At 67.6% G+C, this 23,374-nt stretch carries 20 protein-coding genes and 1 pseudogene; 7 read left to right on the forward strand and 14 right to left on the reverse strand.

Annotated features, from left to right (window positions below; all coding sequences use genetic code 11):
• Nucleotides 1-110: 110 nt before the first annotated feature.
• A complete protein-coding gene (locus AC5JLE_RS07330; RefSeq protein ID WP_134966969.1) occupies nucleotides 111-1,301 on the reverse strand; it encodes an MFS transporter in 1,191 nt (396 codons plus the stop codon).
• 93 nt (nucleotides 1,302-1,394) lie between these two features.
• Between AC5JLE_RS07330 and AC5JLE_RS07335 the strand changes: the two genes are divergently transcribed.
• Nucleotides 1,395-2,324 carry a LysR family transcriptional regulator gene (locus AC5JLE_RS07335; protein WP_478425684.1) on the forward strand — a complete coding sequence of 310 codons (930 nt, stop codon included), beginning with the start codon at nucleotides 1,395-1,397 and terminating at the stop codon, nucleotides 2,322-2,324.
• 67 nt (nucleotides 2,325-2,391) lie between these two features.
• On the opposite strand, the gene AC5JLE_RS07340 is transcribed toward AC5JLE_RS07335, so the two are convergent.
• Together AC5JLE_RS07340 and AC5JLE_RS07345 are read right to left on the reverse strand one after the other, a co-directional pair.
• On the reverse strand, nucleotides 2,392-3,849 hold the full coding sequence (locus tag AC5JLE_RS07340) for an amidohydrolase family protein (protein ID WP_496065164.1): 1,458 nt from the start codon (nucleotides 3,847-3,849) through the stop codon (nucleotides 2,392-2,394).
• 51 nt (nucleotides 3,850-3,900) lie between these two features.
• Entirely contained in the window at nucleotides 3,901-4,602 is a 702-nt protein-coding gene (locus AC5JLE_RS07345; RefSeq protein ID WP_401733932.1) for an ankyrin repeat domain-containing protein, read from the reverse strand.
• Between the two features lie 122 nt (nucleotides 4,603-4,724).
• On the opposite strand from AC5JLE_RS07345, the gene AC5JLE_RS07350 reads away from it, so the two are divergent.
• Together AC5JLE_RS07350 and AC5JLE_RS07355 are read left to right on the forward strand one after the other, a co-directional pair.
• Nucleotides 4,725-5,606, forward strand: coding sequence for a LysR substrate-binding domain-containing protein (locus tag AC5JLE_RS07350; protein WP_046431153.1), 882 nt, complete (start codon nucleotides 4,725-4,727; stop codon nucleotides 5,604-5,606).
• Between the two features lie 208 nt (nucleotides 5,607-5,814).
• Nucleotides 5,815-6,252: a DUF3806 domain-containing protein gene (locus AC5JLE_RS07355; protein ID WP_069118246.1), complete on the forward strand. Its 438-nt coding sequence runs from the start codon at nucleotides 5,815-5,817 to the stop codon at nucleotides 6,250-6,252.
• A 77-nt stretch (nucleotides 6,253-6,329) separates the two neighbouring features.
• Here AC5JLE_RS07355 and AC5JLE_RS07360 read toward each other — a convergent pair whose 3' ends face one another.
• Complete coding sequence (locus tag AC5JLE_RS07360; protein WP_496065165.1) at nucleotides 6,330-7,490, reverse strand: amidohydrolase family protein; 1,161 nt, start codon at nucleotides 7,488-7,490, stop codon at nucleotides 6,330-6,332.
• Nucleotides 7,491-7,674: 184 nt separating this feature from the next.
• On the opposite strand from AC5JLE_RS07360, the gene AC5JLE_RS07365 reads away from it, so the two are divergent.
• Nucleotides 7,675-8,316: a hypothetical protein gene (locus AC5JLE_RS07365; RefSeq protein WP_496065166.1), complete on the forward strand. Its 642-nt coding sequence runs from the start codon at nucleotides 7,675-7,677 to the stop codon at nucleotides 8,314-8,316.
• Between the two features lie 80 nt (nucleotides 8,317-8,396).
• Here the strand turns inward: AC5JLE_RS07365 and AC5JLE_RS07370 are convergent, their stop codons facing one another.
• Entirely contained in the window at nucleotides 8,397-11,123 is a 2,727-nt protein-coding gene (locus AC5JLE_RS07370) for a TonB-dependent receptor plug domain-containing protein (RefSeq protein ID WP_329889977.1), read from the reverse strand.
• Between the two features lie 179 nt (nucleotides 11,124-11,302).
• Between AC5JLE_RS07370 and AC5JLE_RS07375 the strand changes: the two genes are divergently transcribed.
• Nucleotides 11,303-11,938: a GNAT family N-acetyltransferase gene (locus AC5JLE_RS07375; protein WP_075076513.1), complete on the forward strand. Its 636-nt coding sequence runs from the start codon at nucleotides 11,303-11,305 to the stop codon at nucleotides 11,936-11,938.
• Here AC5JLE_RS07375 and AC5JLE_RS07380 read toward each other — a convergent pair.
• Nucleotides 11,935-12,714, reverse strand: coding sequence for a CDP-diacylglycerol diphosphatase (locus AC5JLE_RS07380; protein WP_164165779.1), 780 nt, complete (start codon nucleotides 12,712-12,714; stop codon nucleotides 11,935-11,937). The genes AC5JLE_RS07375 and AC5JLE_RS07380 overlap by 4 nt on opposite strands.
• A gap of 68 nt (nucleotides 12,715-12,782) precedes the next feature.
• On the reverse strand, nucleotides 12,783-13,442 hold the full coding sequence (locus tag AC5JLE_RS07385; protein ID WP_496065167.1) for a decarboxylase: 660 nt from the start codon (nucleotides 13,440-13,442) through the stop codon (nucleotides 12,783-12,785).
• A gap of 169 nt (nucleotides 13,443-13,611) precedes the next feature.
• Here AC5JLE_RS07385 and AC5JLE_RS07390 point away from each other — a divergent pair, with 169 nt between their 5' ends.
• Nucleotides 13,612-13,908 carry a hypothetical protein gene (locus AC5JLE_RS07390; RefSeq protein ID WP_014037553.1) on the forward strand — a complete coding sequence of 99 codons (297 nt, stop codon included), beginning with the start codon at nucleotides 13,612-13,614 and terminating at the stop codon, nucleotides 13,906-13,908.
• Between the two features lie 69 nt (nucleotides 13,909-13,977).
• On the opposite strand, the gene AC5JLE_RS07395 is transcribed toward AC5JLE_RS07390, so the two are convergent.
• From AC5JLE_RS07395 to AC5JLE_RS07425, 7 genes and pseudogenes are all read right to left on the reverse strand, one after another.
• The gene (locus AC5JLE_RS07395) at nucleotides 13,978-14,862 is read right to left on the reverse strand and encodes a hypothetical protein (protein ID WP_496065168.1); all 885 of its coding nucleotides are present in this window, start codon (nucleotides 14,860-14,862) and stop codon (nucleotides 13,978-13,980) included.
• Between the two features lie 111 nt (nucleotides 14,863-14,973).
• Nucleotides 14,974-16,674 carry a D-lactate dehydrogenase gene (gene dld / locus AC5JLE_RS07400; RefSeq protein ID WP_164110534.1) on the reverse strand — a complete coding sequence of 567 codons (1,701 nt, stop codon included), beginning with the start codon at nucleotides 16,672-16,674 and terminating at the stop codon, nucleotides 14,974-14,976.
• Nucleotides 16,671-17,810, reverse strand: coding sequence for an FMN-dependent L-lactate dehydrogenase LldD (gene lldD, locus AC5JLE_RS07405; RefSeq protein WP_014647492.1), 1,140 nt, complete (start codon nucleotides 17,808-17,810; stop codon nucleotides 16,671-16,673). Before lldD ends, dld begins: the two co-directional genes overlap by 4 nt.
• 4 nt (nucleotides 17,811-17,814) lie before the next feature.
• Nucleotides 17,815-18,579, reverse strand: coding sequence for a transcriptional regulator LldR (lldR, locus tag AC5JLE_RS07410; protein WP_014647493.1), 765 nt, complete (start codon nucleotides 18,577-18,579; stop codon nucleotides 17,815-17,817).
• Between the two features lie 53 nt (nucleotides 18,580-18,632).
• Complete coding sequence (lldP, locus tag AC5JLE_RS07415; protein ID WP_100450244.1) at nucleotides 18,633-20,291, reverse strand: L-lactate permease; 1,659 nt, start codon at nucleotides 20,289-20,291, stop codon at nucleotides 18,633-18,635.
• Nucleotides 20,292-20,513: 222 nt separating this feature from the next.
• Nucleotides 20,514-20,966, reverse strand: a pseudogene (locus AC5JLE_RS07420) (MgtC/SapB family protein).
• 129 nt (nucleotides 20,967-21,095) lie between these two features.
• Nucleotides 21,096-21,854, reverse strand: coding sequence for an SDR family NAD(P)-dependent oxidoreductase (locus tag AC5JLE_RS07425; protein WP_014647496.1), 759 nt, complete (start codon nucleotides 21,852-21,854; stop codon nucleotides 21,096-21,098).
• 396 nt (nucleotides 21,855-22,250) lie between these two features.
• Between AC5JLE_RS07425 and AC5JLE_RS07430 the strand changes: the two genes are divergently transcribed.
• Nucleotides 22,251-23,204 (forward strand): helix-turn-helix transcriptional regulator, encoded by a 954-nt coding sequence (locus AC5JLE_RS07430; protein WP_049407541.1) that lies wholly within the window; start codon nucleotides 22,251-22,253, stop codon nucleotides 23,202-23,204.
• Nucleotides 23,205-23,374 lie beyond the last annotated feature (170 nt).

Below are 23,374 nucleotides of genomic sequence, written 5' to 3' on the forward strand. Positions count from 1 at the left end.
GACCGCAGGAACCTGTCGAAGGCTACTGAAAATCCGCTGTTTGCGCTGTTGCCGGCCAGCGGCCGGCACTACCGCAGGTGCAGGGCTGCAAGCCCTGCCGAACACCACCCCTACTTCAAACGCAGCAGCAGACTGCCGCCCGCGCACATCACCGCCAGCCAGGCCACGCCGTGCCACCCCCACTGCGCCAGCGCCAGGCTGCCCAGCGCACCGCCAGCGGCCATGCCGATGAACATGCCGGTGAACAGCAGCGCGTTGAGCCGGCTGCGTGCCGGCGGCACCAGGCCATAGACCAGCGTCTGGTGCGCCACCAGCGCCGACTGGAAACCGAAGTCGAACAGCAGCGCACTCACCACCAGCAGCGGCAGCAGCGCGGCGGCCGGCAGCCAGGCTTCGGCCAGCAGCAGGCCGAAGCCCAGCAGCGCCACCACGATCGCCAACCGCGCCACGGCATGGCAACCCAGGCGATCAGCGAAACGTCCTGCGAACGGTGCGGCCAGCGCACCGGCCGCACCCGCAATACCGAACGCACCCGCCGCCGCACTGCCCAGGCCCAGGCGGGCATGCAGCATCAGCGCCAACGTCGACCAGAATGCGCTGAAGCCGACCGCCAGCAACGACTGGCTCGCCACCGCGCGGCGCAGCTGCGGCTGCTCGCGCCACAACGCCAGCAACGAGCCCAGCAACGCCGGATAGCGCAGCGTGCTGGTCGGTGCGAAACGCGGCAGCGCACGCGCCATCACTGCGCCCATCGCCGCCACCGATACCGCGGCCAGCACGAACTGCGTGCGCCAACCCCATGCCTCGGCCACCACGCCACTGACCACGCGCGACAGCAGGATGCCGAGCAGCAGGCCGGTCATTACCCGGCCGACGATCTGGCCGCGCTGTGCATCCGGCGCCAGCACCGCAGCGGCCGGCACGATGTCCTGCGCCAGCGTGGCCATCAACCCGACCAGCAGGCTGGCCATCAGCAGGCCCGGCAGGTGCCCGGCCATCGCTGCGGCGCCCAGTGCCAACGCCAGCAGCGCGGACTTCAACAGGATCAGGTGGCGGCGGTCGAAGCGGTCGCCCAACGGTGCCAGCAGCAGGATGCCCAGCGCGTAGCCGAGCTGGGTCAGAGTCGGCACCAGCCCGGCGGCGCGCTCACCTGCGCCAAGGTCCTGCGCGATCAGGCCCAGCATCGGCTGGCTGTAGTACAGCGAGGCGACCGAAAAGCCGGCGCCGGCCGCCATCGCCAGCACCAGCGGGGTGGAAGGCGCGTTCGCGGGTGCGACGACGGACAGCGAAGGGGTAGACATGGGGGAGTCCGGTGGAGGAAGTGGGCGTATCCTGCCCATATTCGCCATGCGTCTGTAGTAGGCTCCTGCACATATCCTTCATACGTGACACGCATGAATGACCTCGCCACCGGCGCCGATCGCCTGGATCTGCTGCGCACCTTCCTGCGCATCGTCGATGCCGGCAGCCTGTCTGCCGCCGCCGTGCAGCTGGGCACCACCCAGCCGACGGTCAGCCGGCGCCTTCAGGCACTGGAGCGGCAGCTCGGCCTGCGCCTGCTGCAGCGCTCCACCCATGGCCTGCAGCTGACCGAAGATGGCCTGCGCTGCCAGCGCCATGCGCAACGCGTGGTCGACGAATGGGAGTCGCTGCAGGCCGAACTGCACGGCGAACCGGAAACGCTGCGCGGACGCCTGCGGGTGATGGTGCCGCATGCCTTCGGCCAGGCGCAGCTGCTGCCGACCATGCTCGCGTTCCTCGCCCAGCACCCACAGCTGAGCCTGGAGTGGATCCTGGAAGATCGTCGCCCGGATTTCATCGCCGAAGGCATCGACTGCGCGGTGCGGGTGGGACCGGTCGACGAACCGCGCATGGTCGCACTGCCGCTCGCCGAAGTGCCGCGCATCGTCGTGGCAGCGCCCTCGCTGGTGCAGGCCACCGCGATCAGCACACCTGAACAGGCGCAGGCACTGCCGTGGATTTCACTGGTCACCTACTACCGCGAACGCCTGCTGCTGCATGACGCACAGGGGCGTGCGCATACCCTTTCGATCAGCCCGCGCCTGCTCAGCGACAACCTGTTCGTGGTGCAACAGGCCGCATGTGCTGGGCTGGGTGCAGCGGTGGTCTCGGCCTGGCTGGTGGCCGGAGACCTCGCACATGGGCGGCTGGTGCAGCTGCTGCCGGACTGGCAGGCGCCGGCGCTGCCGGTACACGTGGTGTTTCCGGCCGCACGCCAGCAGCCGCCACGGCTGCGCGCCTTCATCGATGCGATGAAGGCCGCACTGCCGCAGCTGCACGGAATGCGGCCGGCACCGCGCTAGGTCACCGACCACATCGAAGCCACAGGGTCGGATCCCTTCCCACGGGGAAGGGCTCTGACCCTGTCGATCACTGCGCCTTCGCCGCCTCGGCATTCCACGCCGCGACCTTGGCCCTGGTGTCGGCCAGCATCTTGTCCAGCGCGGCGCGGTCATACACGTTGCCACGCAGGATCACGCTGTCGATCTTTTCGGTGGCGGCAATGTCCTGCAGCGGGTTGGCGGTCAGCAGCACCAGATCGGCGGCCTTGCCTTGAGCAACACCCCCGTAACGATTCATCTGGCCGAACCAGGCCGGGCCGGAACGGGTCGCCGCCGACAGCGCCTGCGGCGCGCTCAAGCCTTCCTTCACGAACAGCTGCAGCTCCTGGTGCAGGGCGATGCCCGGGAAGTTGAACGAGTTGAGGAAGCCCGCATCGGTGCCGGCGATGATCGTCACGCCGGCTTCCTGCAGCATCGGCAGCACGGCGGCCACCTGGTGGTACTGCGCATGGCGCGCTTCGATCTGCGCTGGCGTTGCCTTGGCGGCACGTTCAACGCGCCACTGGTAGGTCGCGCGCAGGCCCGGGCCGATGTAAGCCAGGTACGGATCGTTCGCGTGGTCATCCTGGTCAAGGAAATCGAGGATGCGGCCACCGTTGAGGGTCGGGGTCACGAACACGCCGCGCCTGGCGAAATCGCGGTAGGCATGCATCGCCGTATCGCGGTCGAAGCTGGCGTCGAGGCGGCGGTTGGCTTCGGCGCGGTCGATGCGGCCGGCACCGAAGTCGCCGGCAATCTGCGCCTCGTCCTTGCTCCCGGCCTTGAATGCGTAGTCCAGATGCTCGATCGAGGCCAGGCCGGCATCGACCGCCTGCTCCACGGTCAGCGCCATCGGGATGTGCCCCGACGCCTTGAATCCGGCACTGCGCGCGGCACTGGCCGAGTACAGGAACAGTTCCGGCTTCAGCGTGCTGTCGGTGATCTTCACGAAATCGACCTTGTCGTGCTGCAGGCGGGTGATCGCCTTGTCGACGTCGGCCTTGCTGCCCACTTCGATCGTGCCCTTCCAGACCGGCTTGAGGCCTTCGATCTTCGCGCCCGAGCTGAGCAGCCGCGGACCGAACAGCGTGCCCTTGGCAATTTCCCCGCGCCACTGCAGCACCTGCTCGGGCAGGTCGCCGGAACAGTCACGCACCGTGGTGATGCCGTGCGCGATGTACAGCGGCAGCAGTGCCTTGTTCTCTTCGATCAGCGCCGGGCCACCACCAAAGTGCACGTGCATGTCCCACAGGCCCGGGATCAGGTACTTGCCCTTGGCATCGATCTGGCGGGCCGCGCTCCACTGGCTGCGCAGCTGCGCGTCCGGGCCGACGGCGACGATGTCCTCGCCACGGATCACCACGCTCTGCCCGGCCCGGGTACTGGCGTGCTCGACATCGACCACGGTGGCATTGCGGATCAGCAGGTCGGCGCGCTCGGCGGCAGACGCCGACAGCGGTGCCACCGCAAGGAGGATGGCAAGGGACAACGGACGGGAACGGAACATGGACAGCATCCTGATGGGCACGCCCAGCGTGCGGGTGGAAGGGGTTTGCATTCAGCGCACCGCGCCGTGCTGGCGCAGCAGGGTCTCAATTCCGGTATAGCCGCGCTGGCGCGCATGCGCCAGCGGCGTCACGCCGTCGCCGTCGGCCAGCTCCGGGTCGGCACCGGCCTCCAGCAGCAACTGCACGATCTGCAGGTGGCGCGCACCGCCATCGCCGAGCAGGATTGCTTCCAGCAGCGCGGTCCAGTGCAGGCGGTTCACATGATCGACCGCCACACCGGCACGCAGCAGCGTGCGCACGGTGGCGACGTGACCGCGCTCGGCGGCCGGAATCAGTGCGGTGCCGCCATAGCGGTTGGTGCTGCGCAGGTCGGCGCCATGCGCCAGGGTCATCGCCAGGATCTCATCCAGGCCGCGCGCGCCGGCATACAGGTAGGCGCTGTCCTGCAGCACATCCTTGGCATTGACGTCGGCACCGGCTTCGATCAGCTCGCGCGCGGCATCCACGTTGTTGCCCTGCGTGGCCAGTAGCAACGCCGTGCGACCCTGGCCATCGCGCGCCTCCAGCGTGGCGCCATCCTCGATCGCCTGCCGCACCGCATCGGCGTCGCCGCGGCTGGCAGCATCCCGCAGGCGCGCGTCTGCGTCGGCCCGGGACGTGGCGGTGCAGGCGGGGGTGACCATGGCCAGCAGGCACAACAGCAGCACGCGCGTGAACGGCGCAGGCCAGCCAGCGGAATGATGGACGCGCATGACAGTGTCTCCTCATGTCCGTCGCCACGGAACGCCGTGCGACGGTAGCAACAGCCGGGCATTGCCGGCCCCTGCCCTGCATGGTAGAAGTCGGCCTGGGTATCCAGAAGTGAAATGTTCAAATGCAAGACAGTGCCAAATCGAATAGAACCCTGTTCGAACTGGACCTGCTGCGGGCGCTGGTGATGGTGGCCGACTGCGGCAGCTTCACCACGGCCGCCACCCGCCTGCATTCGACCCAGTCCACGGTCAGCCAGAAGGTGCGCCGCCTGGAAGAGCTGGCGGGGCATCGCCTGCTCGAGCGCGGCCACCGCGACGTGCACCCCACCGACGCCGGCCACACCCTGCTCGGCTATGCGCGGCGCATGCTCGACCTGAACGAGGAAATGGCGCAGGCGCTGGCCGGCGCCACCGTGGAAACCGCGGTGCGCATCGGTGTCCCCGAGGACTTCGTCAACGCGCAGACCACACGCATGCTGGCCGCTTTCAGCCGCCGTCACCCGCAGGTGAAGCTGGAAATCAGCAGCGGCCTCAGCCGCGACCTGGCGCACGGCTTCGACCACGGCGAACTGGACCTGGTGCTGGTCAAGCAGCGGCGCAACAGCCGCCAGGCGGTGCACTGCCGCCGCGAGCCGATGCACTGGATCGACAGCCTGCGCAGCAGCTGCCTGCAGCAGGACCCGCTGCCGCTGGTCACCTTCCCGCCGCGCGGGCTGTACCGCGACGAGATGATCCACGCCGTGGAAGCGCTGGGCCTGCGCTGGCGCATCGCCTTCACCAGCTCGTCGCTGAGTGGCATCCAGGGCGCCGTGGCCGATGGCATCGGCATCAGCCTGCTGCCCCGCCGCGCGGTCGCCCGCGATCATCGCATCATCGATGGTGAGCGCGACCTGCCGGTGATCGACAACTACGAAATCGGCCTGCTGCATCGTGCGGACGCCGACGATGCGGTGCGCGCGCTGGCCAGCGAGCTGTGGCGGCAGGTGCAGCGCGAACCGGATTGACCACTGCAACTGCGGTAGCGTGGGCCGCTGGCCGGCAGCCGCGACGGCAACATCGTCCCGCGTGGGGTCAGATCCGTTTTCCGAAACGGATCTGACCCCGAAGCGAAATCCGCGCATTGACCATCGAAAGCTGATCACGCCTGTCGCGCGGAAGTCACGGCTCTGCCGCTAGAGTGCCTCCTGTTTCCGTGCTCCACGGCATCGTGTCATGTCCGACGAAATCCCCGCCCGCTTCGACCCCCTGCCCGCTGCCCTGCAGACGCACCTGCAGCACCAGCGCTCGCTGATCGCCGCGCGCGTCGCCGCCGGCTTCCCGACGCTGCCGGTGCAATGGCCGCTGGCGGCCAGCACGCTGCAGCGCGTGATCGATGCCGAGCTGATCGAGCCTGACGACTGCGATGGCTGGGAAGCGCTGGGCGTGGCGTTCGGCGATACCCTGGCCCAACGCGTGCCGGGCCTGGCCTGGATGCAGGTCACCGACGCCTGGGGCATCGATGCAGTGCTGCGCTATGCCGACAGCAGCCTGCAGATCGGCGCCAGCACACTGCTGCTCAAGCGCGTCGAACAGGGCGAAGTCATCGACATCGCCCACCTGCTTGCGTGGCTGGAAGCGTTCGTCGCTACCCGCGCCGACGATTACGCCTGACGACACATCGAGGTGGATCCATGCCATCCGTGGATGAATGAGACCACGCGATGGCTCCCTCCACGCACGGCGTGGATCTACAACCAGCGGCCGTCAACCACCACCCGGCGCTCCACCGGCACTCCGGCCACGGCCGCCGGGCCATGGTCCGCACGCACGGCCACGAACGTCGCCGGCCGGCCTTCGGCGATGCCGTGCTGCGGCAGCCCGATCACCTGCGCGGCATGGGTGGTGACCATGTCCAGCGCCAGCATCAGGTCGCCATCGGTGTAGAAGCCCGAGCGGTAGCCCAGCAGCATCGCGCGCTGCAGCAGGTCCCCATTGCCGTACGGCCACCAGCAGTCGCGGATGTTGTCATTGCCGGCGAACACGCGCACGCCGGCGTCATGCAATGCACGCAGCGGCGGGAACGGATGGTCGCCCGGCGCGTTGCTCATGATCGCAACGCCCGCCGTGGCCAGCGCTTCACCCACCTGCAGCGCGCGCGCCAGCGGCACGTCGCCCAGCGAGTAGGCATGGCTGACCGCAACACGTCCCTGCAGGCCGGCGGCACGGGTGCGTGCGGCGATGTGCAGCAGCTGGGCCAGTCCGGTTTCGCCGGGCTCATGCAGGTGGATGTCCAGCTGCACGCCATAGCGCTCGGCCAGGCCGAACAGCAGGGCCAGCTGGCCTTCGGCATCGCCGTCGAGCGTGGTCGGGTCGATGCCGCCCAGCACCTCCACCCCTGCGGCAAGGGCCTGCTCCAGTACGGCGGCGGTGCCGGGACAGGACATCACCCCGGCCTGCGGGAACGCCACCAGCTGGATCCGCATGATGTCGGCGCAGCGCAGCGCGGCCTCGCGCACTGCTTCGAGATGACGCAGGCCGGTGCTGCCGTCGACATCGACGTGACAGCGCATCGCCACCGTGCCGAAGCGGCTGCACTGGCGGATCAAGGCCTCGGCACGGTCCACCATTGGCGCGGCGCCCGCCACCGCGGCCTTCTCCACCGCCAGACGCTCACGCAGGCTGTTCACCGGCTGGTGCGGGTGCCAGCGGTCGCCGACGAAGCTCTTGTCCAGATGAATATGACCGTCGACCAGGCCCGGCAGGACTGCACAGCCCTGCAAGTCGACGGGTTCCGCACCCTCGCGCGGCGCAGTATCACCGTTGAGACCACTGATACGACCGTTGTGGATGTGGAAATGCAGCGGCGCGCCCTCGCGATCAACCGCGCCATGGACGAACTGAAGCGTCATCGGAAACTCCCGGAAAGCCAAGTCATGGCGCCATCCTGCGCGCTGGCACTGCCATCGGCCAACGAAATATCTGGATGCCACACATTCATCAGAACGATGAATGCCGCCGCGACGGCGGCTCGCAGCCACGCCGTGCACACGCCTGAACGGGTACCATAGGCACCTGTTTCCGCTGTGATGCCGCATGGGCCCGTCCGACCGCCACGATCGTCTCCGCCGCTGGCAGGCCGCGTCCCTGCTGGCTGCTGCCCCGATGGCCAGCCTGTCCGCCACTGATGCGGCCGCCACCGCGCCGCTGCAGGCGCCGCCTGGCCAACTGCGCATCGCCCCGGCTGCGCTGGTCGAGCGGCTGCACCAGCGTGTGCTTTCCGGGCAGAGCGCCACCGCCACCCTGGAACACTGGTGCGCCGAAAACGGCCTGGCCGAGCAAGCGCGGGTGCGCGCGGTGCGTGTGCACGGCCAGGACAAGACAGCACCGGCCGACGTGCTGCAGGCACTGGGTGCGAAACCCGGCACCGCCCTTCGCTACCGCCGTGTGCAGCTGGTCTGTGGCAGCCGCGTACTCTCCGAGGCAGACAACTGGTACCTGCCGGACCACCTCAGTCCGGGCATGAACCAGGTGCTGGACAGCACCGACGAACCCTTTGGCCGCGTGGTTGGCCCGCTCGGCTTCCAGCGCCAGACACTGGCTGACCAGACCTTCTGGCCACCGCGTGGCGAAGGCGACCGCGGCGTGATCCTGGAAGTGCGCGCCCTGCTGCGCGATCGCCAGCAGCAGCCCTTCAGCTACGTCATCGAGTCGTACCTGCAGCAGGCACTGCCCTAGGCCACCGGCGCCCGCCATCACAGCGGACATCGACACAGCAGAAGGCCCGGCATTGCCGGGCCTTCTGTTTGCCAGCCGGATCAGCGGAACCGGTAGTCCAGCTGCAGCCAGTACTGGCGGCCATACGGGTCGTAGTTGCCAACCGGATAGAACGGCCAGCCGCCACCGTTCCTGTCCGCCGGCGGGCGGCTGTCACGCAGGTTGTTGACGATCACGCCCACCGACAGGTTCTCGCCGAACTGGCGGAACACGCTGGCGTTGTAGGTCATGTACGGCGCGATGCGGCCACTGCCATCGGTCTTCGGCAGTGAACCGAAACGGTTGCCGTACAGCGTGGTGGTCCAGTCACCCTGGTTCCAGGTGATGCTGCCATTGGCCTTGCTGCGCCACTGGTAGTCATCCAGCGAATTGCGGATGTCACGCTCCGGATCATCTGAGAACTGCCGGTACGTGTGCTCCAGCACCACGGTATAGGCCAGGCGCGTAGTGAAGCGGCCATAGCGGCCGGCATCGAAACGCCAGTTACCCTTCAGGTCCAGGCCGCGCACCGATTCGGAGGCCGCGTTGATCGGATTGATCAGCACGCGGGTCACCTGGTCCGGCTGCACGGTTGCAGTGGACGGGTTGCGGATCACCCGCGACAGCGCGTCCTGGCACAGCGGTGAACCGATATCGCGCGCTTCGCCACCCAGCGTGCGGCCCAGGCGGCAATCGGCTTCGTCGCGCAGGATGCGGCTGGTATCGAGGCTGGTGACCTCGTTGTCGATGCGGATGTCGTAGTAGTCGGCACTGAAATCCAGGCCGGACAGCGGCGACCAGACCACGCCGAAACCATAGGATTTAGCGGTTTCCGGCTGCAGCTGCGCGTTGGCGCGGTTGCTGTAGTCGATCGACAGGCCGTTGTAGTCGCAGTTGTCGTACGACTGGCCTGCGGTGCGGCAGCGCCAGTAGTCGGTCATGCCCGGGTTGTAGCCGCGGGTCTCGGTCGCGAACACGTAGTTCATGTCCGGCGCACGGAAGCTGGTCGCAGCAGAGCCGCGGATCAACAGGCTCTCGATCGGGCGGAACTCGACGCCGAAGCTCCAGGTCGCCTTGCCGATGTGCTCGCCACCGGCGCGATACTGGTCATAGCGACCGGCCAGCGTCGTGGTCAGCGATTTCAGCAACGGCAACTGCAGCTCCACGCCGGCCGCATAGCGGTCACGATCACCGCCGGCACCGATACCGGCGCTGGTGTTCCAGAACTCGCCTGTGCCCAGTCGCGGGTCCGGGCGGTTGCGGTAGCCCTGGCTGCCGGCCTCGACCACCGCCGCCAATGCAGCGTCGCCACCGGGCAGCGCGAACAAACGGCCGTTGACGCTGGCGCTGAAGGTCTGCAGCCACGCCGCATTGCGGCTTTCCTGGTAGCCGGACAGGCCCTCGTATTCGCCCGGGGTCAATGGTTTGAACAGGCGTGCCGGGTCGGGCGCATAGACCTCAACGCCATTGCGTACGCCCAGCTTCGGACCGAGCAGGTATTCGTTGATGCCGGCCAGCAGCACCGGTCGGCGGGTGCGGTTCTCATAACGCGAGCGGCTGTAGACCGCTTCGTAATCCCAACCGCTGTCGCCGATCTGGCCACGTGCGCCGACGTTGAACGACCACGAGTTTTCCAGGAAGCGGTTGGCATTGCGCGGCAGGCCGCCGATTTCCTCCGGCGCGAAGCGGCGGTACCAGCTTTCCAGGTTGCCGGTGCCCTGGTTGTAGAAGTAGTTGCGGGCCGAGGTCCAGGTCGGTGCACGCGTGTTGTTGTAGATCCGCGCGCTGCCCACGGCGACATCGGCGAACAGGTCGGTGCTCTCGTTGACGTGGAAGGTCAGCAGACCGTAGCCGTTGAGATTGCGCTTCTGGGTCTGCACGGTCCAGTAGCTGGCGGCGGCCTCGTTGCTGCCGCAGTACCAGCCCTGGCGCGGGTTGTTGGCACGGAACACGCTGCCGCCATAGATGTCCGACGCGGCGTCGCAGCCGTTGACGCCCGGATCGATGTTGCGGCCGGTGGCAGCATTGCGCCGATAGGCGATCGCGGTCGCCTGCGGCGCCTTGCCGGCCGGGTCATCGTCCAGCGAATCCATGAAGTCGCGCTGGCGCGCGTGGATCGCCTTGCGCACGTCGAACTCGAAACCGAACAGGCCGTCCCAGCGCTCGCCGGAACTGCCGCCCACCACCTGCACGCGCTGGTTGTCACCGCCGCCCTGCTGGGTGCCGCCGGCGCGCACGTTCACGTCCACGCCTTCAAAGCGGTCCTTGAGGATGATGTTGACCACACCGGCAATGGCGTCGGAGCCGTACACCGCCGACGCACCGGCAGCCAGCACTTCGATGCGTTCGATCAGGGCGCTGGGAATGTTGGCCAGGTTGACAACGTTCACCGAGCCTTCGTAGGCCAGCGGGTAGTCGGCCTGGCGACGGCCGTTGACCAGCACCAGCGTGCGGTTCGGACCCAGCCCGCGCAGATTGATGGTGTTGGCGGCCGGCGTGAACGTATTGCCGAAATCCTCGCCCTGCACGTTGCCGGTGTTCTCGGTCAGCGCGCTGAGGGCGTCGAAGGCATTGCGGTAGCCCTGTGCGTCGATCTGCTCGCGGCTGATCACCGTCACCGGCGAGGGTCCCTCGACACTGGCACGTGGAATGCGCGAGCCGGTGACCTTCACTTCCTGCAATGTGGTGGGCGCGCTTTCCTGCGCGAAGGCCGGCAGCGAGGCCAGCATCAGGGACGACAGCGCGAGCACCAGCGGACGCGGGCGCATCGCCTTGTGGGAGGCGGACATGGGCTTCCTGGGGGAGTGGGCGGGTGGTACGGGAGCCGCAGCCGGTACGACACATAACGATCCCGTAACGAAAGTGTCCTGAATGGGTGGTTTCAACGGAAATGACCAGCCCTGATGGGCTTATGCCTGAACCGAATCAGACGCGTTTACGGCACCACCCCACTTTTGCAATGAATTGCATGGCCTGGCGCGTCAGTGATGCGCATCGTGCCGGGATGACCAACAGCGCCCCTTCCACCCACTTCGCTCCACTACGACCCGTCCTGCGCCGCCACTTGCTCCACCTCCAGGCCACGCCCATCACCCTGCGTTCGTTCCAGCGCACCGACCTGCCACGCTGGCGTGCCTTCGACGACCGTCGCCAGCGCGGCCAACGGCCGTCCTACGGCATTGATGAAGAGGCGCGGTTCCTCGCCAGCGTCTATCGTTCACGCCTGCAGGAAGACAACGACCTGCTGGTGCTGGGTGTGTTCGACGACGTGCAGGGCGTACTGCACGACCAGCTGCATATCCGCCTGCAGTCGCTGCACTCGCGCTGCGCCGAGCTGCAATCGCTGCAGCACCGGCACCCCCATCCGCAGGCGGCACTGCGGGCACTGTGCCCGTTCCTGTTCGACGATGTCGGCCTGCACCGCCTCTTCGTGCTGCTGCCGCCAGGCTGCACCAGCCCGTTTGCCCAGGCGCTGCAGGCCCATGGGTTCATCCGCGAAGGGATCCTGCGCGACTACCATCTGGACGCGCAGGGATGGCATGACCGTCAGCTGCTGGCGCTGACCGCGTCGGCCTGGCGCAGCTGCCAGCAGCCGATCGGCTAGCGCACCCGCTCCAGTGCCGCACCGGCACCGGTCAAGACCGTGCAGGCATGGTCCTGTAGTTCCTCGCCGCTGGCATCGTTGCCGCTGGCGGCATCCACGCGGGTAGCCAGCAGGATGAAGCCGGGGCCGCCCTGCACCTCGCCGCGCCCGGCCACCACCAGGCTCCACTGGCCCACATCGCCCACGCCGCTCAGGCCATAGGCCAGCAGATTGAGCGGATTGGCGGTCAGTTCTGCACCGGGCAGCAGATAGGCCTGGTACTGATGCCCGCGCAGCGGCACCGGAAACGCTGACCAGCGCGGACCGAGCGCACCGGCATGTGCATCCAGTGCCTGCAGCACATCCGCGCGCAGGCAGTCGACATGGATATGCAGCTGGTGCTGCGAGCGACCGTGCGGCGAATTCAGTGCCAGGCTGGCCACGCTGCGCGGCAGCGGCCGGCCCAGGGCCTGTTCGGTATGCCCGCGCGCCTGCCAGGCGGCCGCAAAATAGTTGGGCACCCCACGCTGGTACAGGCCGTGGCTCTCGATGCCACTGACCTTGTCCAGCGGCATCAGCAGGAACTGGTAGTCACCGTGCGCATCCTTGACCAGCACGTCGCGGCGGTCGGCCGCCGTCTCCACCCGCAGGCAACTGCCACGCGGTCCTTCCACCGCCTTGCAGTCACGCTCGATCAAGCGCCACAGCGCATCGGAATGGGCCGGCGGTGGAGGTGGCGCGCTGGCGCAGGCGGACAACAGCAGCAGGGACGACAGCAGCAAAGGGCGCAGGGACACGGCAGCAACTCACGGAACAGGCACGGCAGACGGCGCCGCGCTGCATTCTAGCCAGTGCAGTGCTGCAGTCAGTAGGTGCCGAACGGCACTTCAACCACGAACGGGGCCTCGCTGTCGCCGCCCTGCAGGGTGTAGCGGTCCAGCGCGCCATCATCATCGGCGTGCGGCTGGCGCTGGAAATGCAGGGAATAACGGTTGTCGCCCAGCAGGACGGCACTGCCATCGTCCTCCAGGGCGGCGCCCTCGGGGATCAGCAGCCCACCCAGGTCGCTGTAGGCCCCGGGCACATCGGCGAAGCCGTAGTCTGCCAGTTCGTCCACACGCTGCATCGCATAGACATGCGGCAGATAAGGACGCGCCGGGCTGCGGCCATTGCTCAGGTCGGTCACCCAGGCCTGCGGCAGGTGGTACTGCTCGCGCAGCGCGGCCACGCCCAGCGACGGGCTGGCCACCTGCAGGCAACACACCGCCCGCTTGCCTTCACGGTCGAGGACGGCGAAACGGTCGCCGCGGGTCGCCGCCTGCGGCAGCATGGCGAAGGCCAGATCGCGCTGGGCCGGCGCGTAGCCGGCCTCGGTCTGAAGGTTGCGCCACGCGCCGAACACCGGCGTTTCCGCGGCTGCGGCCGGCACTGGCTCGGCGGCAGTGGCGGCGCACGCCACGGCCAGCACCGATACTGCAAGTACCGTCATCGCCCTGCGCTTGTCGCGGAAACTGTCTGCCGTCATACCGTGTCCAGCACCTGCACCGGAATGGCCCGGCCTGCCCGCTGGCGCGATGCCAGTCATCCCTCCCACTATGCAATGACCATGCTGTGCCGGCAATGACCGGGGCGCTGACGCCTTTCGCGCGCCGGGTGCTATCGTTCCGCCCATCTTCCCTGCGCAGGAGCGCTGCATGTCCGCCTTCCGTCTGTCCCTGTTGCTACCCGCGTCGGCCCTGCTGCTGTCGGCCTGCGTCAGCACCCCCGGTCCGCAGGTCAAGGGTACCGGCCACTGCGACGCCAGCCAGCTGGGCTGGGCAATCGGCCAGCCTGCCAATGAGCCCAACATCCGCCGCCTGTCCAGCGAAAGCGGTGCCGGCCTGGTCAACCCGATCGGCCCCAACACCATCACCACCAAGGACATCCGCCACGACCGCCTGCGCGTGTACGTGGACAAGGACAACATCATCACCGCCACCCGCTGCGAGTAGGCGCTGTAGAGCCGAGCCCATGCCCGGCTGCGCTTCCGTGACAGCCGAGCGCAGGCTCGGCTCTACAGCTCAGGGCTCGGTATACCCCGCGCAGTCCGGCAGCGCCTGGTCGGGGTGGAACACCCCATCACTGAAGCGGAACAACCGCGTGTAGCTGCACGCCGGGTCCTGCTCGGTGCGCAGGTCCTTCTTCTTCAGCGGCCCCTTGGCCAGCGAATCCTCGAAGCGTGAGACACCGGCCGGGAACCGCGTCGCCACCGTCTGGTAGCGCAGCACCGGCATGCCCCCGGCGGCGGTATCCAGCGCCAGCCTTGCCGAGAACCCGTACTCGTCGTGGCAGGCGCCTGCGCGCTGCTTCATGTCCTGCTCGCTGAAACAGGCGCGGATCATCGCGTTGCCCAGCCATGGCAGGGTCAGCACGTCGTCGTCCACCTGGATGTCATCCTGCAGGTGACGCACGCGCGCCAGCTGCAGCGTGGACGCGTCGGCACCACCGCCTGAGTACATCGTGCTGAATTTGACGATACCGCCCACCAGCACGTTCTGGCGGGCGCGCTGCCGCGGGTCGCTCACTGCCTCATCGCTGCCAACGCCAGGCGCAAGCCGCACGATCCACGGCCACAGCGAAAGCTCGCTTTCCTGCGGCACGTCGATGCTGACGTGGTAGACGTGCGGCTCGCTTTCGCCGGCCTCCCGTTCAGAGACTTCCAGCGTCGTCGGCCGATCGCCGTCCTCGGCCACCGGCTGCACACGCACGCACCAGGCACGATCGAGGGTGCAGTACTGCATGCGTGCTTCGCCCTGCCCTCCCTGTTCCAGCACCTGCCCCAGCGGCTCCATCACGTTGCCGGCGGCGTCGCGCTGCTGCGGCAGGATCGCGGACTGCGCCAGCACCAGCAGCGGTGTTGCCAGCAATGCAGCCCACAGGGTCGCGCGGGCAACGATGGTGGGCATGGGCGGCTCCTGCGTACGGGATTCCGATGGTAACCGCTGTCCGGGTGGGGCTGAGCCATGCTCGACGGCTGTCTGTCGGGAAGAGCAGCCGAGCATAGGCTCGGCTCTACATCATCCGCAGTCGCAGCCACCCCACCCTTTTTCCTTCGAGGTCTGGCCGATGCCCGGATTGAACGTATTGCTCGGGTCCAGCTGCCGATAGAACCCGGCCAGGGCCGGCTTGGCCGGGTACAGGTGGCCGACATTGTGCTCGGCCGGATACTCGGCGCCGCGCTGGTCCAGCAGCGCCCACATCGCGTGCTCGATCGCCATCGGGTCTTCGCCCTTGCGTGCGATGTAGTCCTGGTGGAACACATGGCACAGGAAGTGCCCGTAATACAGCTTGTGCAGCAGGCGGCCATCGATATCGGCCGGCAACTGCTCGAACCAGTCGGCATCATCGCGGCGCAGGGCGATGTCCAGCGCCACGATATCCTGCACCTGGTCCCGATGCACTGCGCGGTAGCGCACCGCCGCGCCGGCCACCGCGAAGCGATGCAGGAACGCCTTGCGCCCCTCATCGGCCGTGCAGTGGAAGTAACCACCCTCATGATCGGCGAAGAAGCCGCGCAGCCAGGCCTCGGTTGCCGCCGCGTCCTGTGCGGAGACCTTCAGCAACAGGTGATGCTCGTAGCGCTGGCGGAATTCACCCATGCGCCTGGGCAGGTGCGAGGGCAGCAGGCCGGTCAGCACCTGCATCACCCGGTCGGTTACCCCGCGCAGGCCCAGCCGTTCGAACCATCCATCGACCCGGCTCTTCAATGCGAACGCGGCGGGCACACGGGAAGTGCCGAGGCGGTCGATCAACAGGAAGCTGTCCTTGCCGTAGCGCTCGCCGATGTCATAGGCATCGCGGTGGATGTACTCGCCGGCAATCGGCAGGCGCTCGAAGCCGGTCAGCAGCTGGCGCCGGATCGCAGTGAGGCTGTCGGTGCGGTTGCTGCCGATGTAGAAGACCTCGGCGGGCTCCTTTTCGAAGGTATCCAGGCGCACCGCGAACACCGCCAGCTTGCCGGCCGAACCGGCCGCTTCGAAGTGGCGGCTGGGGTCGGCGTTGAAGCGTGCCGGCGTATCGGCATCGACCCGGCGCACTTCCTCGGCGTAGCGTGGATCAGACGCGGCGCGGCCATCGCCGTCACCCACGTCGTCAGCGGCATAGTCACCGGCCTGCAGGCGCTGCAGGATCTGCTCGGGCGTATCACCCAGCGCGATGCCGAGGTGGTTGACCAGCTGCAACTGGCCCTGCGCATCGACCTGCGCATACAGCGCCAGCTCGGTATAGGCCGGGCCACGGCGCACCAGCGCGCCGCCGGAGTTGTTGCAGATGCCGCCCAGCACCGAGGCGCCGATGCAGGAGGAGCCGATCACCGAATGCGGTTCGCGGCCCAGCGGTGCCAGGGTCTGCTCCAGGCGGTCGAGCGTGGCGCCGGGCAGGCACAGCACCTGGCGGCCCTCGTTCAACAGCTGGATGCCGGTCAGGCGCAGCGTGCTGACCAGCACGATCGGGCGCCCATAGTCGTCCCCATCCGGGGTCGAGCCACCGGTCAGGCCGGTATTGGCCGCCTGCAGGATGATCGCCGCTCCGCCCTGCACCGCTGCCTGCAGCACATACCACAGTTCCAGCAAGGTACCTGGGCGCACCACCGCCAGCACCGGGCCATCGCCGAAGCGGTAGCCACGACGGAAGCGGCGCGTGGCCTTGTCGCCGGTCAACACATGGCGGCTGCCGACCGCGTCGCGCAACTGCGCCAGCACGGCGTCATGGCCACTCATGGCAGGTTGACCAGCGAATCGCGGCTGATGTCGGCGATGCGGCGCGCGCCGGTCAGTGTCATCGCCACGCGCATCTCCTTGGCGATCAGGTCCAGCAGGTTGGCCACGCCGGCCTCGCCCTGCGCGGCCAGCGCATAGACGAAGGCGCGCCCCAGCAGCACGGTATCGGCCCCCAGCGCCAGCATGCGCACCACGTCCAGGCCGGTACGGATGCCCGAATCGGCGAGGATCTTCAGGTCGCCCTGCACCGCATCGGCGATGGCCGGCAATGCACGTGCGGTAGACAGCACGCCATCCAACTGGCGACCACCGTGGTTGGAGACCACGATGCCATCGGCACCGAACCTGACCGCATCGCGCGCATCATCCGGGTCGAGGATGCCCTTGATCACCATCGGGCCCTTCCAGAACTCGCGGATCCACTCCAGGTCCTTCCACGAAATGGACGGATCGAAGTTGCTGCCCAGCCAGCCGATGTAATCCTCCAGCCCGGTCGGGTTGCCGCGGTAGGTGGAGATGTTGCCCAGGTCATGCGGACGGCCGAACAGGCCGACGTCCCACGCCCAGTGCGGATGGGTGACGGCCTGGCCGATGCGGCGCAGCGAGGCATTCGGGCCGCTCATGCCGGAGTGTGCGTCACGGTAGCGCGCGCCCGGCACCGGCATGTCCACGGTGAACACCAGCGTGGTCACGCCGGCGGCCTGTGCCCGCTCCAGCGCATTGCGCATGAAGCCACGGTCGCGCAGCACGTACAGCTGGAACCACATCGGCCGCTGGATGGCCGGTGCCACTTCCTCGATCGGGCACACCGATACGGTGGACAGGGTGAACGGGATGCCCCGGCTGTCGGCCGCGCGCGCCGCCTGCACTTCACCGCGGCGGGCATACATGCCGGTCAGGCCGACCGGCGCCAGCGCCACCGGCATTGCCAGCGTTTCGCCGAACAGCTCGGTTTCCAGGCTCAGGTCGGACATGTTGCGCAGGATGCGCTGGCGCAGCGCGATGTCGGACAGGTCGGAAACGTTGCGCTTCAGCGTGTGCTCGGCATACGCGCCGCCATCGATGTAGTGGAACAGGAACGGCGGCAGCCGGCGTTGCGCTGCGGCACGGTAATCGGTGGAGGCGGAGATGATCATGGGGTCAACCGTGTGGGGAAGGCAGGCGCGAGGCCCGCGCACGCCGGGCTTCGTTGTCATCGAGCGTGCGCAGCGTGGTGTGCACGAACTCGAGGTGGGCATGCGCGGCGGCGCGCGCGCGTTCGGGGTCGCCGGCCAGCACCGCATCCATCATTTCGCGGTGCTGGTCGGACAGGGGCGAGAAGGTCCTCGCCGAGGTGTAGAGCTTCTCGCGGCTCTGCGAGATGTTGGTCTGCAGCAGTTCGAACAGGCCGCGCATCACCTGCAGCAGCACCAGGTTGTGGGAGGCCTCGGCGATGGACAGGTGGAAGGCCGCGTCAGCCTCTGCTTCACCGGTGGGGTCGTCCTTGCCGTGCGCGTCCATCATGGTCTGGAAGGCCTGCGCGATGCGCGTACGGTCCTCATCGGTGGCTCGCAGCGCCGCATGCCAGGCAGTGGCACCTTCCAGCGCGTGGCGGATCTCCAGCACGTCAAAACGGTATTCCGGGTCGCCCTGGAACAGCGGCAGGTACGGCGCCAGCGGTTCATCCAGCGCCTGCCGCGCGCGCGCCGCCGGTTCGGCCACGTAGGTGCCGCCACCGATGCGTGCAGTCAGCAGGCCCTGGCTGGCCAGCTGCGCGATCGCCTCGCGCAGCGCGGTGCGCGAGACCCCCAGCTGCACCGCCAGGGTGCGCTCGGCGGGCAACCGGTCGCCCGGCCGCAGCCGCTGTTCCTGCACCAGGCCGCGCAGCTGCGCGGCCACCCTGTCCGAAATACGTTGCGTGCTCATGGCGCCATTGTGGCCCGAAGCGCACAGCGGGTGGTCGGCCAGCCATGCATGGCTCAGGGAATCATCCAGGTCAGCCAGTAGGCCTGGGCCAGGGTGATCAGGCCGACCATCGTGGTGAAAATCAGGCTGTGCTTGACCGTGAAGCGGAACAGGTCCGACTCCTTGCCGGCCAGGCCGACCGCCGCGCAGGCAATGGCGATCGACTGCGGCGAGATCATCTTGCCGGTAACGCCACCGGTGGTGTTGGCCGCCACCAGCAGCACGTCGGATACGCCGATCTGTTGCGCGGTGGTGGCCTGCAGCGCCGAGAACAGCGCATTGGACGAGGTATCCGAACCGGTCAGGAACACGCCCAGCCAGCCCAGGAACGGCGAGAAGAACGGGAACGCATCGCCGGTGTGCGCCAATGCCAGCGCCAGTGTTGCCGACAGGCCCGAGTAGTTGGCGATGAAGGCGAAGGCGAGCACCATGCCGATCGAGTAGATCGGCATGCGCAGCTCACGCACGGTTTCGCCGAAGGTCTGCAGCGCCGAGCGGGCCGGCATGCGCAGTGCGATGATCGCGATCACCGCCGCAAGGAAGATCGCGGTGCCGGTGGCCGAGAACCAGTCGAATTTGTAGATCGCCTCATAGCTGAGCGGCGCGTCGACGATCGGCGGCATCTTCTGCACCCTCTGGTCCAGGCCCGGCACCGGGAGCTTGAGCACCCAGCCTTCCAACGGGCCGCCTGCCGCGAAAAGCGACTTGAACGGCTTGATGCTCCACAGCGTGACCATCGCGGTGAGGATCAGGAACGGCGACCACGCCTTGGCGATCTGGCCGACGCTGTAGCGTGGTGCCTCCAGTGCCTGCGCGGCCGCCTCGGCGCTGGTTTCGGTATCGAAGCGGAAGATCCGTGCCGGCTTCCAGCGGCGCAGGAACAGGGTCAGGCACACCAGCGACGCCAGCGAGGCGGTGATGTCCGGCAGCTCCGGGCCGATGAAGTTCGAGGTCAGGTACTGCGCGATGGCGAACGAGCCACCGGCCACCAGCACCGCCGGCCAGGTTTCCTTGACGCCACGCCAGCCATCCATGATGGCCATGATCCAGAACAGCACGATCACAGTCAGGAACGGCAGCTGGCGGCCGGCCATCTGGCCGATCTCGAATGCATCCAGGCCGGTGACCTGCCCGGCCACGATGATCGGGATGCCCATCGCACCGAACGCCACCGGCGCAGTGTTGACGATCAGGCACAGGCCGGCGGCATACAGTGGCTTGAAGCCCAGCCCGACCAGCAGCGCCGCCGTGATCGCCACCGGCGCACCGAAGCCGGCCGCGCCTTCCAGGAAGGCACCAAACGCGAAACCGACCATCAGCATCTGCAGGCGCTGGTCTTCGGTCACCGACAGGATCGAGGCGCGGATGATGTCGAACTGACCGGTCTTGACCGAGACCTTGTAGAGGAACACCGCGCCGATGATGATCCAGGCGATCGGCCACAGGCCGTAGACGAAGCCGAAACCGGCCGCGCCCAGCGCCTGGCTCAACGGCATGCGGTAGAACAACAGGGCCACGCCAAGCGCGATGGCCACGGTGATCGTGCCGGCCAGCCAGCCCTTCATGCGCAGCACGGCCAGGGCAATGAAGAAGAACGCGATCGGCAGCAGCGCGATCAGGCTGGACAACCACAGGTTGCCGGCGGGGTCGTACAGGTGTTGCCAGGGCTGCATGAAGGCTCTCGACTGGGGCGGGATGTGCTCCACCGCAGGCGGTGGGTCGCCATGGCTGTCGATTATTGGTCGTACCAATAATGATTTCGATCAGACCACTTGCAGCGGATTTAACCGCCGCTCCGACGAAGTGCCTATTAGACCATAGGGCTAGACTTCATATTGGTCCGACCATTCAGTCCGCATGGTAGTGCCGGCCGCTGGCCGGCAATTCGAGATTCCCTACGAGATCCGTTTCTCCAACCGCCGCATCACCGCCAGCACCAGCACGCAGAGCACGCTCACCCCGATGGCGATCACGTACTAGCTGATCCCCACCGCAATCCCGATGGCCGCTGCCATGATCAGCGAGCTGGCCGTGGTCAGGCCGCTGACCTGGTCCTCGCGTGACCCACGCAGGATGGTGCCAGCGGCAACGAAGCCGACACAGGCCACCACCGCTTCGATCAGGCGCACCGGATCGACCTGCAGCAGGTCGCGGTAGCGCTCCTGCTGGAAATGCTCGGCCACCGAGTCGCCGAGGCCGACGATCAGCGCAGCGGCCCCCGCGATCAGCATGTGCGTACGCAGGCCAGCGGCGTGCTTGCCCATCTCACGCTCGACGCCCAGCACGCCGCCAAACAGCATCGCTGCGGCTACGCGCAGCAGGATCGAGACATCCTGGGTGAGTTCCATGGCCAAGCTCCGGGGTTTTCCCGGAGCGTCGCGTGGCCCCCGTGGCACAGAGGTGAAGGCCACGCCACAGTCCGTTCACCCGGTAGCGCCGGGCGACACCCGGCGGCACCGCACCCTGCGTTCAACGCATCACTGCGCCAGGTAGCCACCATCGATGGCGTAGTACGCGCCGGTCGCAAACGAGGCGTCGTCGCTGGCCAACCAGGCCACCAATGCCGCCACTTCCTCGGCCGTGCCCAGTCGCTTCAGCGCGTGCCGTCCTTCCAGCGTGGCGCGCACCTTCGGGTCCATCTTCTCCAGCAGCGGCGTGCTGATGAAACCCGGACCCACCGCGTTGACACGGATGCCGTCGGCCGCATGTTCCCACGCGGCGGTCTGGGTCAGCCCGACCACGCCGTGCTTGGCCGCCGCATAAGCGGTGGAACCGGCATAGCCCACCTGGCCCAGGATCGAGGCCATGTTGATGATGCTGCCGCCGGTTCCAGCGGCCCGCATTGCCTGGATCTGCGCACGCTGGCACAGGAACACACTGGTGAGGTTGACGTCGATGACCCGCTGCCAGCCCTCGATCGGATAGTCGCCGCTGCTGGCCGCCGGCCCGCCGATACCGGCGTTGTTGACCGCCACATGCAGGCCGTCAAGTTCCTTGACCGTGCGCTGCACCGCCGCCTCCACCGCTGCATCGTCGGTGACGTCCAGCGCGATGCCGATGGCCTGTGCGCCGGTGCTGCGCAACTGCGCCACGGTGGCATCCACCGCATCCTGCTTGAGGTCCCAGACCGAAATACGGGCACCGGATGCGGCCAGCGTCTGTGCCACGGCCAGGCCGATGCCCGACACGCCGCCGGTCACGATCGCGGTCTTGCCGGTCAGCTGGTAATCAATCATCTGCATTCTCCATCGGTGGGGGGAGCGATGCGGCGCGCGGCCGCCAATCCATCACCTTACGCCGGCCGCTGTGACGAGCAGACCAACAGCCTGTCCGCGGATGATCGTTCCAGCAATGAAACCTCAACCGAAGTTCATGTAGGGAATCAAGTACGGATATAGCGGCAAAACGCTGGCGTATGTCCGGCACCCCGTTCAACTTGGCCGTAATGACCAATCGGTTTGACCGTATTCAAATCCCCTGCGAATGATTCGCAGCGACAATGGGAAACGTTTCCAGTTTCTTCGACACATTCCTTCCAAACTGGCGTTTTCCGGCCTTCCAGGCTGCCCGCTACGTGGGGCAGCACATGGGCTCATGGCGCCAGCGCCTCCCCCTCCTGTACGTGCCGAGCGATGTCCCGATACTTCACCTTTGCCGATTACCGCCGCTTCGGCCAACGCCACGGCTTCGATTACCGCGCTGATCCGGAACACCTGCGCGACGACCAGTGGGCCGGCCGCGGCGAAGTCAACGAACAGTTCATGCGCGGTGGCATGAGCCTGATCGCCTCCGACGTGCATAACCGGTTCCCCTATGTGGCGACCGCGCAACAGCGGCCCGGGCTCGCCATCCGCGTGATGCTGCAGGGTCAGGTCGACGTGCGTATCCCGCGACGCGGAAGTTTCACCCTGCGTGCCGGCACCGCGATGACCGCCCACCATCGCGACCAGATCGAGATGACCGGCGCGCACCCCGGCGAAACGCGCCTGCGCGGGGTCAGCGTGATCGTGCCGGGTGGCATCGACGCGGATGTTTTCCAGATGCCACAGCTGGAAAAAGCGCTTGGCACGCACCTGGAATGCCGCCACTGGGCCATTCCCCACGCCATGCTGCCGGTGCTGGGCCAGTTGTTCGACAGCCCGTGGCAGGACGGCATCGACGCGCTGTGGCGCGAAGGCGTGGCATTGCAGCTGCTGGCCCTCGGCCTGCAGGCCGAGGATCTGCAGACCGACCCGGTGCGCACGCTGCGTGCCGGCCAGCGCGAGCGCCTGGAACGGGTACGCAGTTACCTGCATGACGACCCCAGCCATGCACACAGCCTGGTCGAGCTGGCCCGGCTGGCCTGCATGAGCCCCAGCTCATTGCGCCGCCATTTTGCCCAGCAGTATGGAAGCTCGGTGTTCGACTACCTGCATGAACAGCGCATGCGCCATGCCGAACAGGGCCTGCGCGAAAACGGCTGGACGGTTGAGCAGGCCGCCGCCGCCAGCGGCTACCGCCACCCCAGCAACTTCGCCGCCGCGTTCCGCAAGCGCTTCGGCCTGGTCCCCAGCCGCTGGCGTACGGGCCCCTCGAAGGTGGGGTGAGGATCCCCGCTCCGGTAGGTGTCGACCTTGGTCGACACGCTCCTGCACCGTCGCCGATGCCGGCCAGCGGCCGGCGCTACCAAAGCCGCCCGATTCGACATGTCATGACTCAGCCCCGGTAGGTGTCGACCTTGGTCGACACGCTCCTGCACCGTCGCCGATGCCGGCCA

The sequence above is a fragment of the Stenotrophomonas sp. genome, assembly GCF_059505245.1.

What these genes read in the sequence shown, in the direction of transcription:
- AC5JLE_RS07390 (WP_014037553.1), top strand. Translation starts at nt 13,612, where the DNA reads ATGTCCGCCTTCCGTCTGTCCCTGTTGCTACCCGCGTCGGCCCTGCTG.
- AC5JLE_RS07430 (WP_049407541.1), top strand. Translation starts at nt 22,251, where the DNA reads ATGTCCCGATACTTCACCTTTGCCGATTACCGCCGCTTCGGCCAACGC.
- lldD (WP_014647492.1), bottom strand. Translation starts at nt 17,810, where the DNA reads ATGATCATCTCCGCCTCCACCGATTACCGTGCCGCAGCGCAACGCCGG.
- AC5JLE_RS07335 (WP_478425684.1), top strand. Translation starts at nt 1,395, where the DNA reads ATGAATGACCTCGCCACCGGCGCCGATCGCCTGGATCTGCTGCGCACC.
- AC5JLE_RS07355 (WP_069118246.1), top strand. Translation starts at nt 5,815, where the DNA reads ATGTCCGACGAAATCCCCGCCCGCTTCGACCCCCTGCCCGCTGCCCTG.
- AC5JLE_RS07350 (WP_046431153.1), top strand. Translation starts at nt 4,725, where the DNA reads ATGCAAGACAGTGCCAAATCGAATAGAACCCTGTTCGAACTGGACCTG.
- AC5JLE_RS07395 (WP_496065168.1), bottom strand. Translation starts at nt 14,862, where the DNA reads ATGCCCACCATCGTTGCCCGCGCGACCCTGTGGGCTGCATTGCTGGCA.
- AC5JLE_RS07360 (WP_496065165.1), bottom strand. Translation starts at nt 7,490, where the DNA reads ATGACGCTTCAGTTCGTCCATGGCGCGGTTGATCGCGAGGGCGCGCCG.
- lldP (WP_100450244.1), bottom strand. Translation starts at nt 20,291, where the DNA reads ATGCAGCCCTGGCAACACCTGTACGACCCCGCCGGCAACCTGTGGTTG.
- AC5JLE_RS07345 (WP_401733932.1), bottom strand. Translation starts at nt 4,602, where the DNA reads ATGCGCGTCCATCATTCCGCTGGCTGGCCTGCGCCGTTCACGCGCGTG.
- AC5JLE_RS07385 (WP_496065167.1), bottom strand. Translation starts at nt 13,442, where the DNA reads ATGACGGCAGACAGTTTCCGCGACAAGCGCAGGGCGATGACGGTACTT.
- AC5JLE_RS07365 (WP_496065166.1), top strand. Translation starts at nt 7,675, where the DNA reads ATGGGCCCGTCCGACCGCCACGATCGTCTCCGCCGCTGGCAGGCCGCG.
- dld (WP_164110534.1), bottom strand. Translation starts at nt 16,674, where the DNA reads ATGAGTGGCCATGACGCCGTGCTGGCGCAGTTGCGCGACGCGGTCGGC.
- AC5JLE_RS07340 (WP_496065164.1), bottom strand. Translation starts at nt 3,849, where the DNA reads ATGTTCCGTTCCCGTCCGTTGTCCCTTGCCATCCTCCTTGCGGTGGCA.
- AC5JLE_RS07425 (WP_014647496.1), bottom strand. Translation starts at nt 21,854, where the DNA reads ATGATTGATTACCAGCTGACCGGCAAGACCGCGATCGTGACCGGCGGC.
- AC5JLE_RS07330 (WP_134966969.1), bottom strand. Translation starts at nt 1,301, where the DNA reads ATGTCTACCCCTTCGCTGTCCGTCGTCGCACCCGCGAACGCGCCTTCC.
- AC5JLE_RS07375 (WP_075076513.1), top strand. Translation starts at nt 11,303, where the DNA reads ATGGCCTGGCGCGTCAGTGATGCGCATCGTGCCGGGATGACCAACAGC.
- lldR (WP_014647493.1), bottom strand. Translation starts at nt 18,579, where the DNA reads ATGAGCACGCAACGTATTTCGGACAGGGTGGCCGCGCAGCTGCGCGGC.
- AC5JLE_RS07370 (WP_329889977.1), bottom strand. Translation starts at nt 11,123, where the DNA reads ATGTCCGCCTCCCACAAGGCGATGCGCCCGCGTCCGCTGGTGCTCGCG.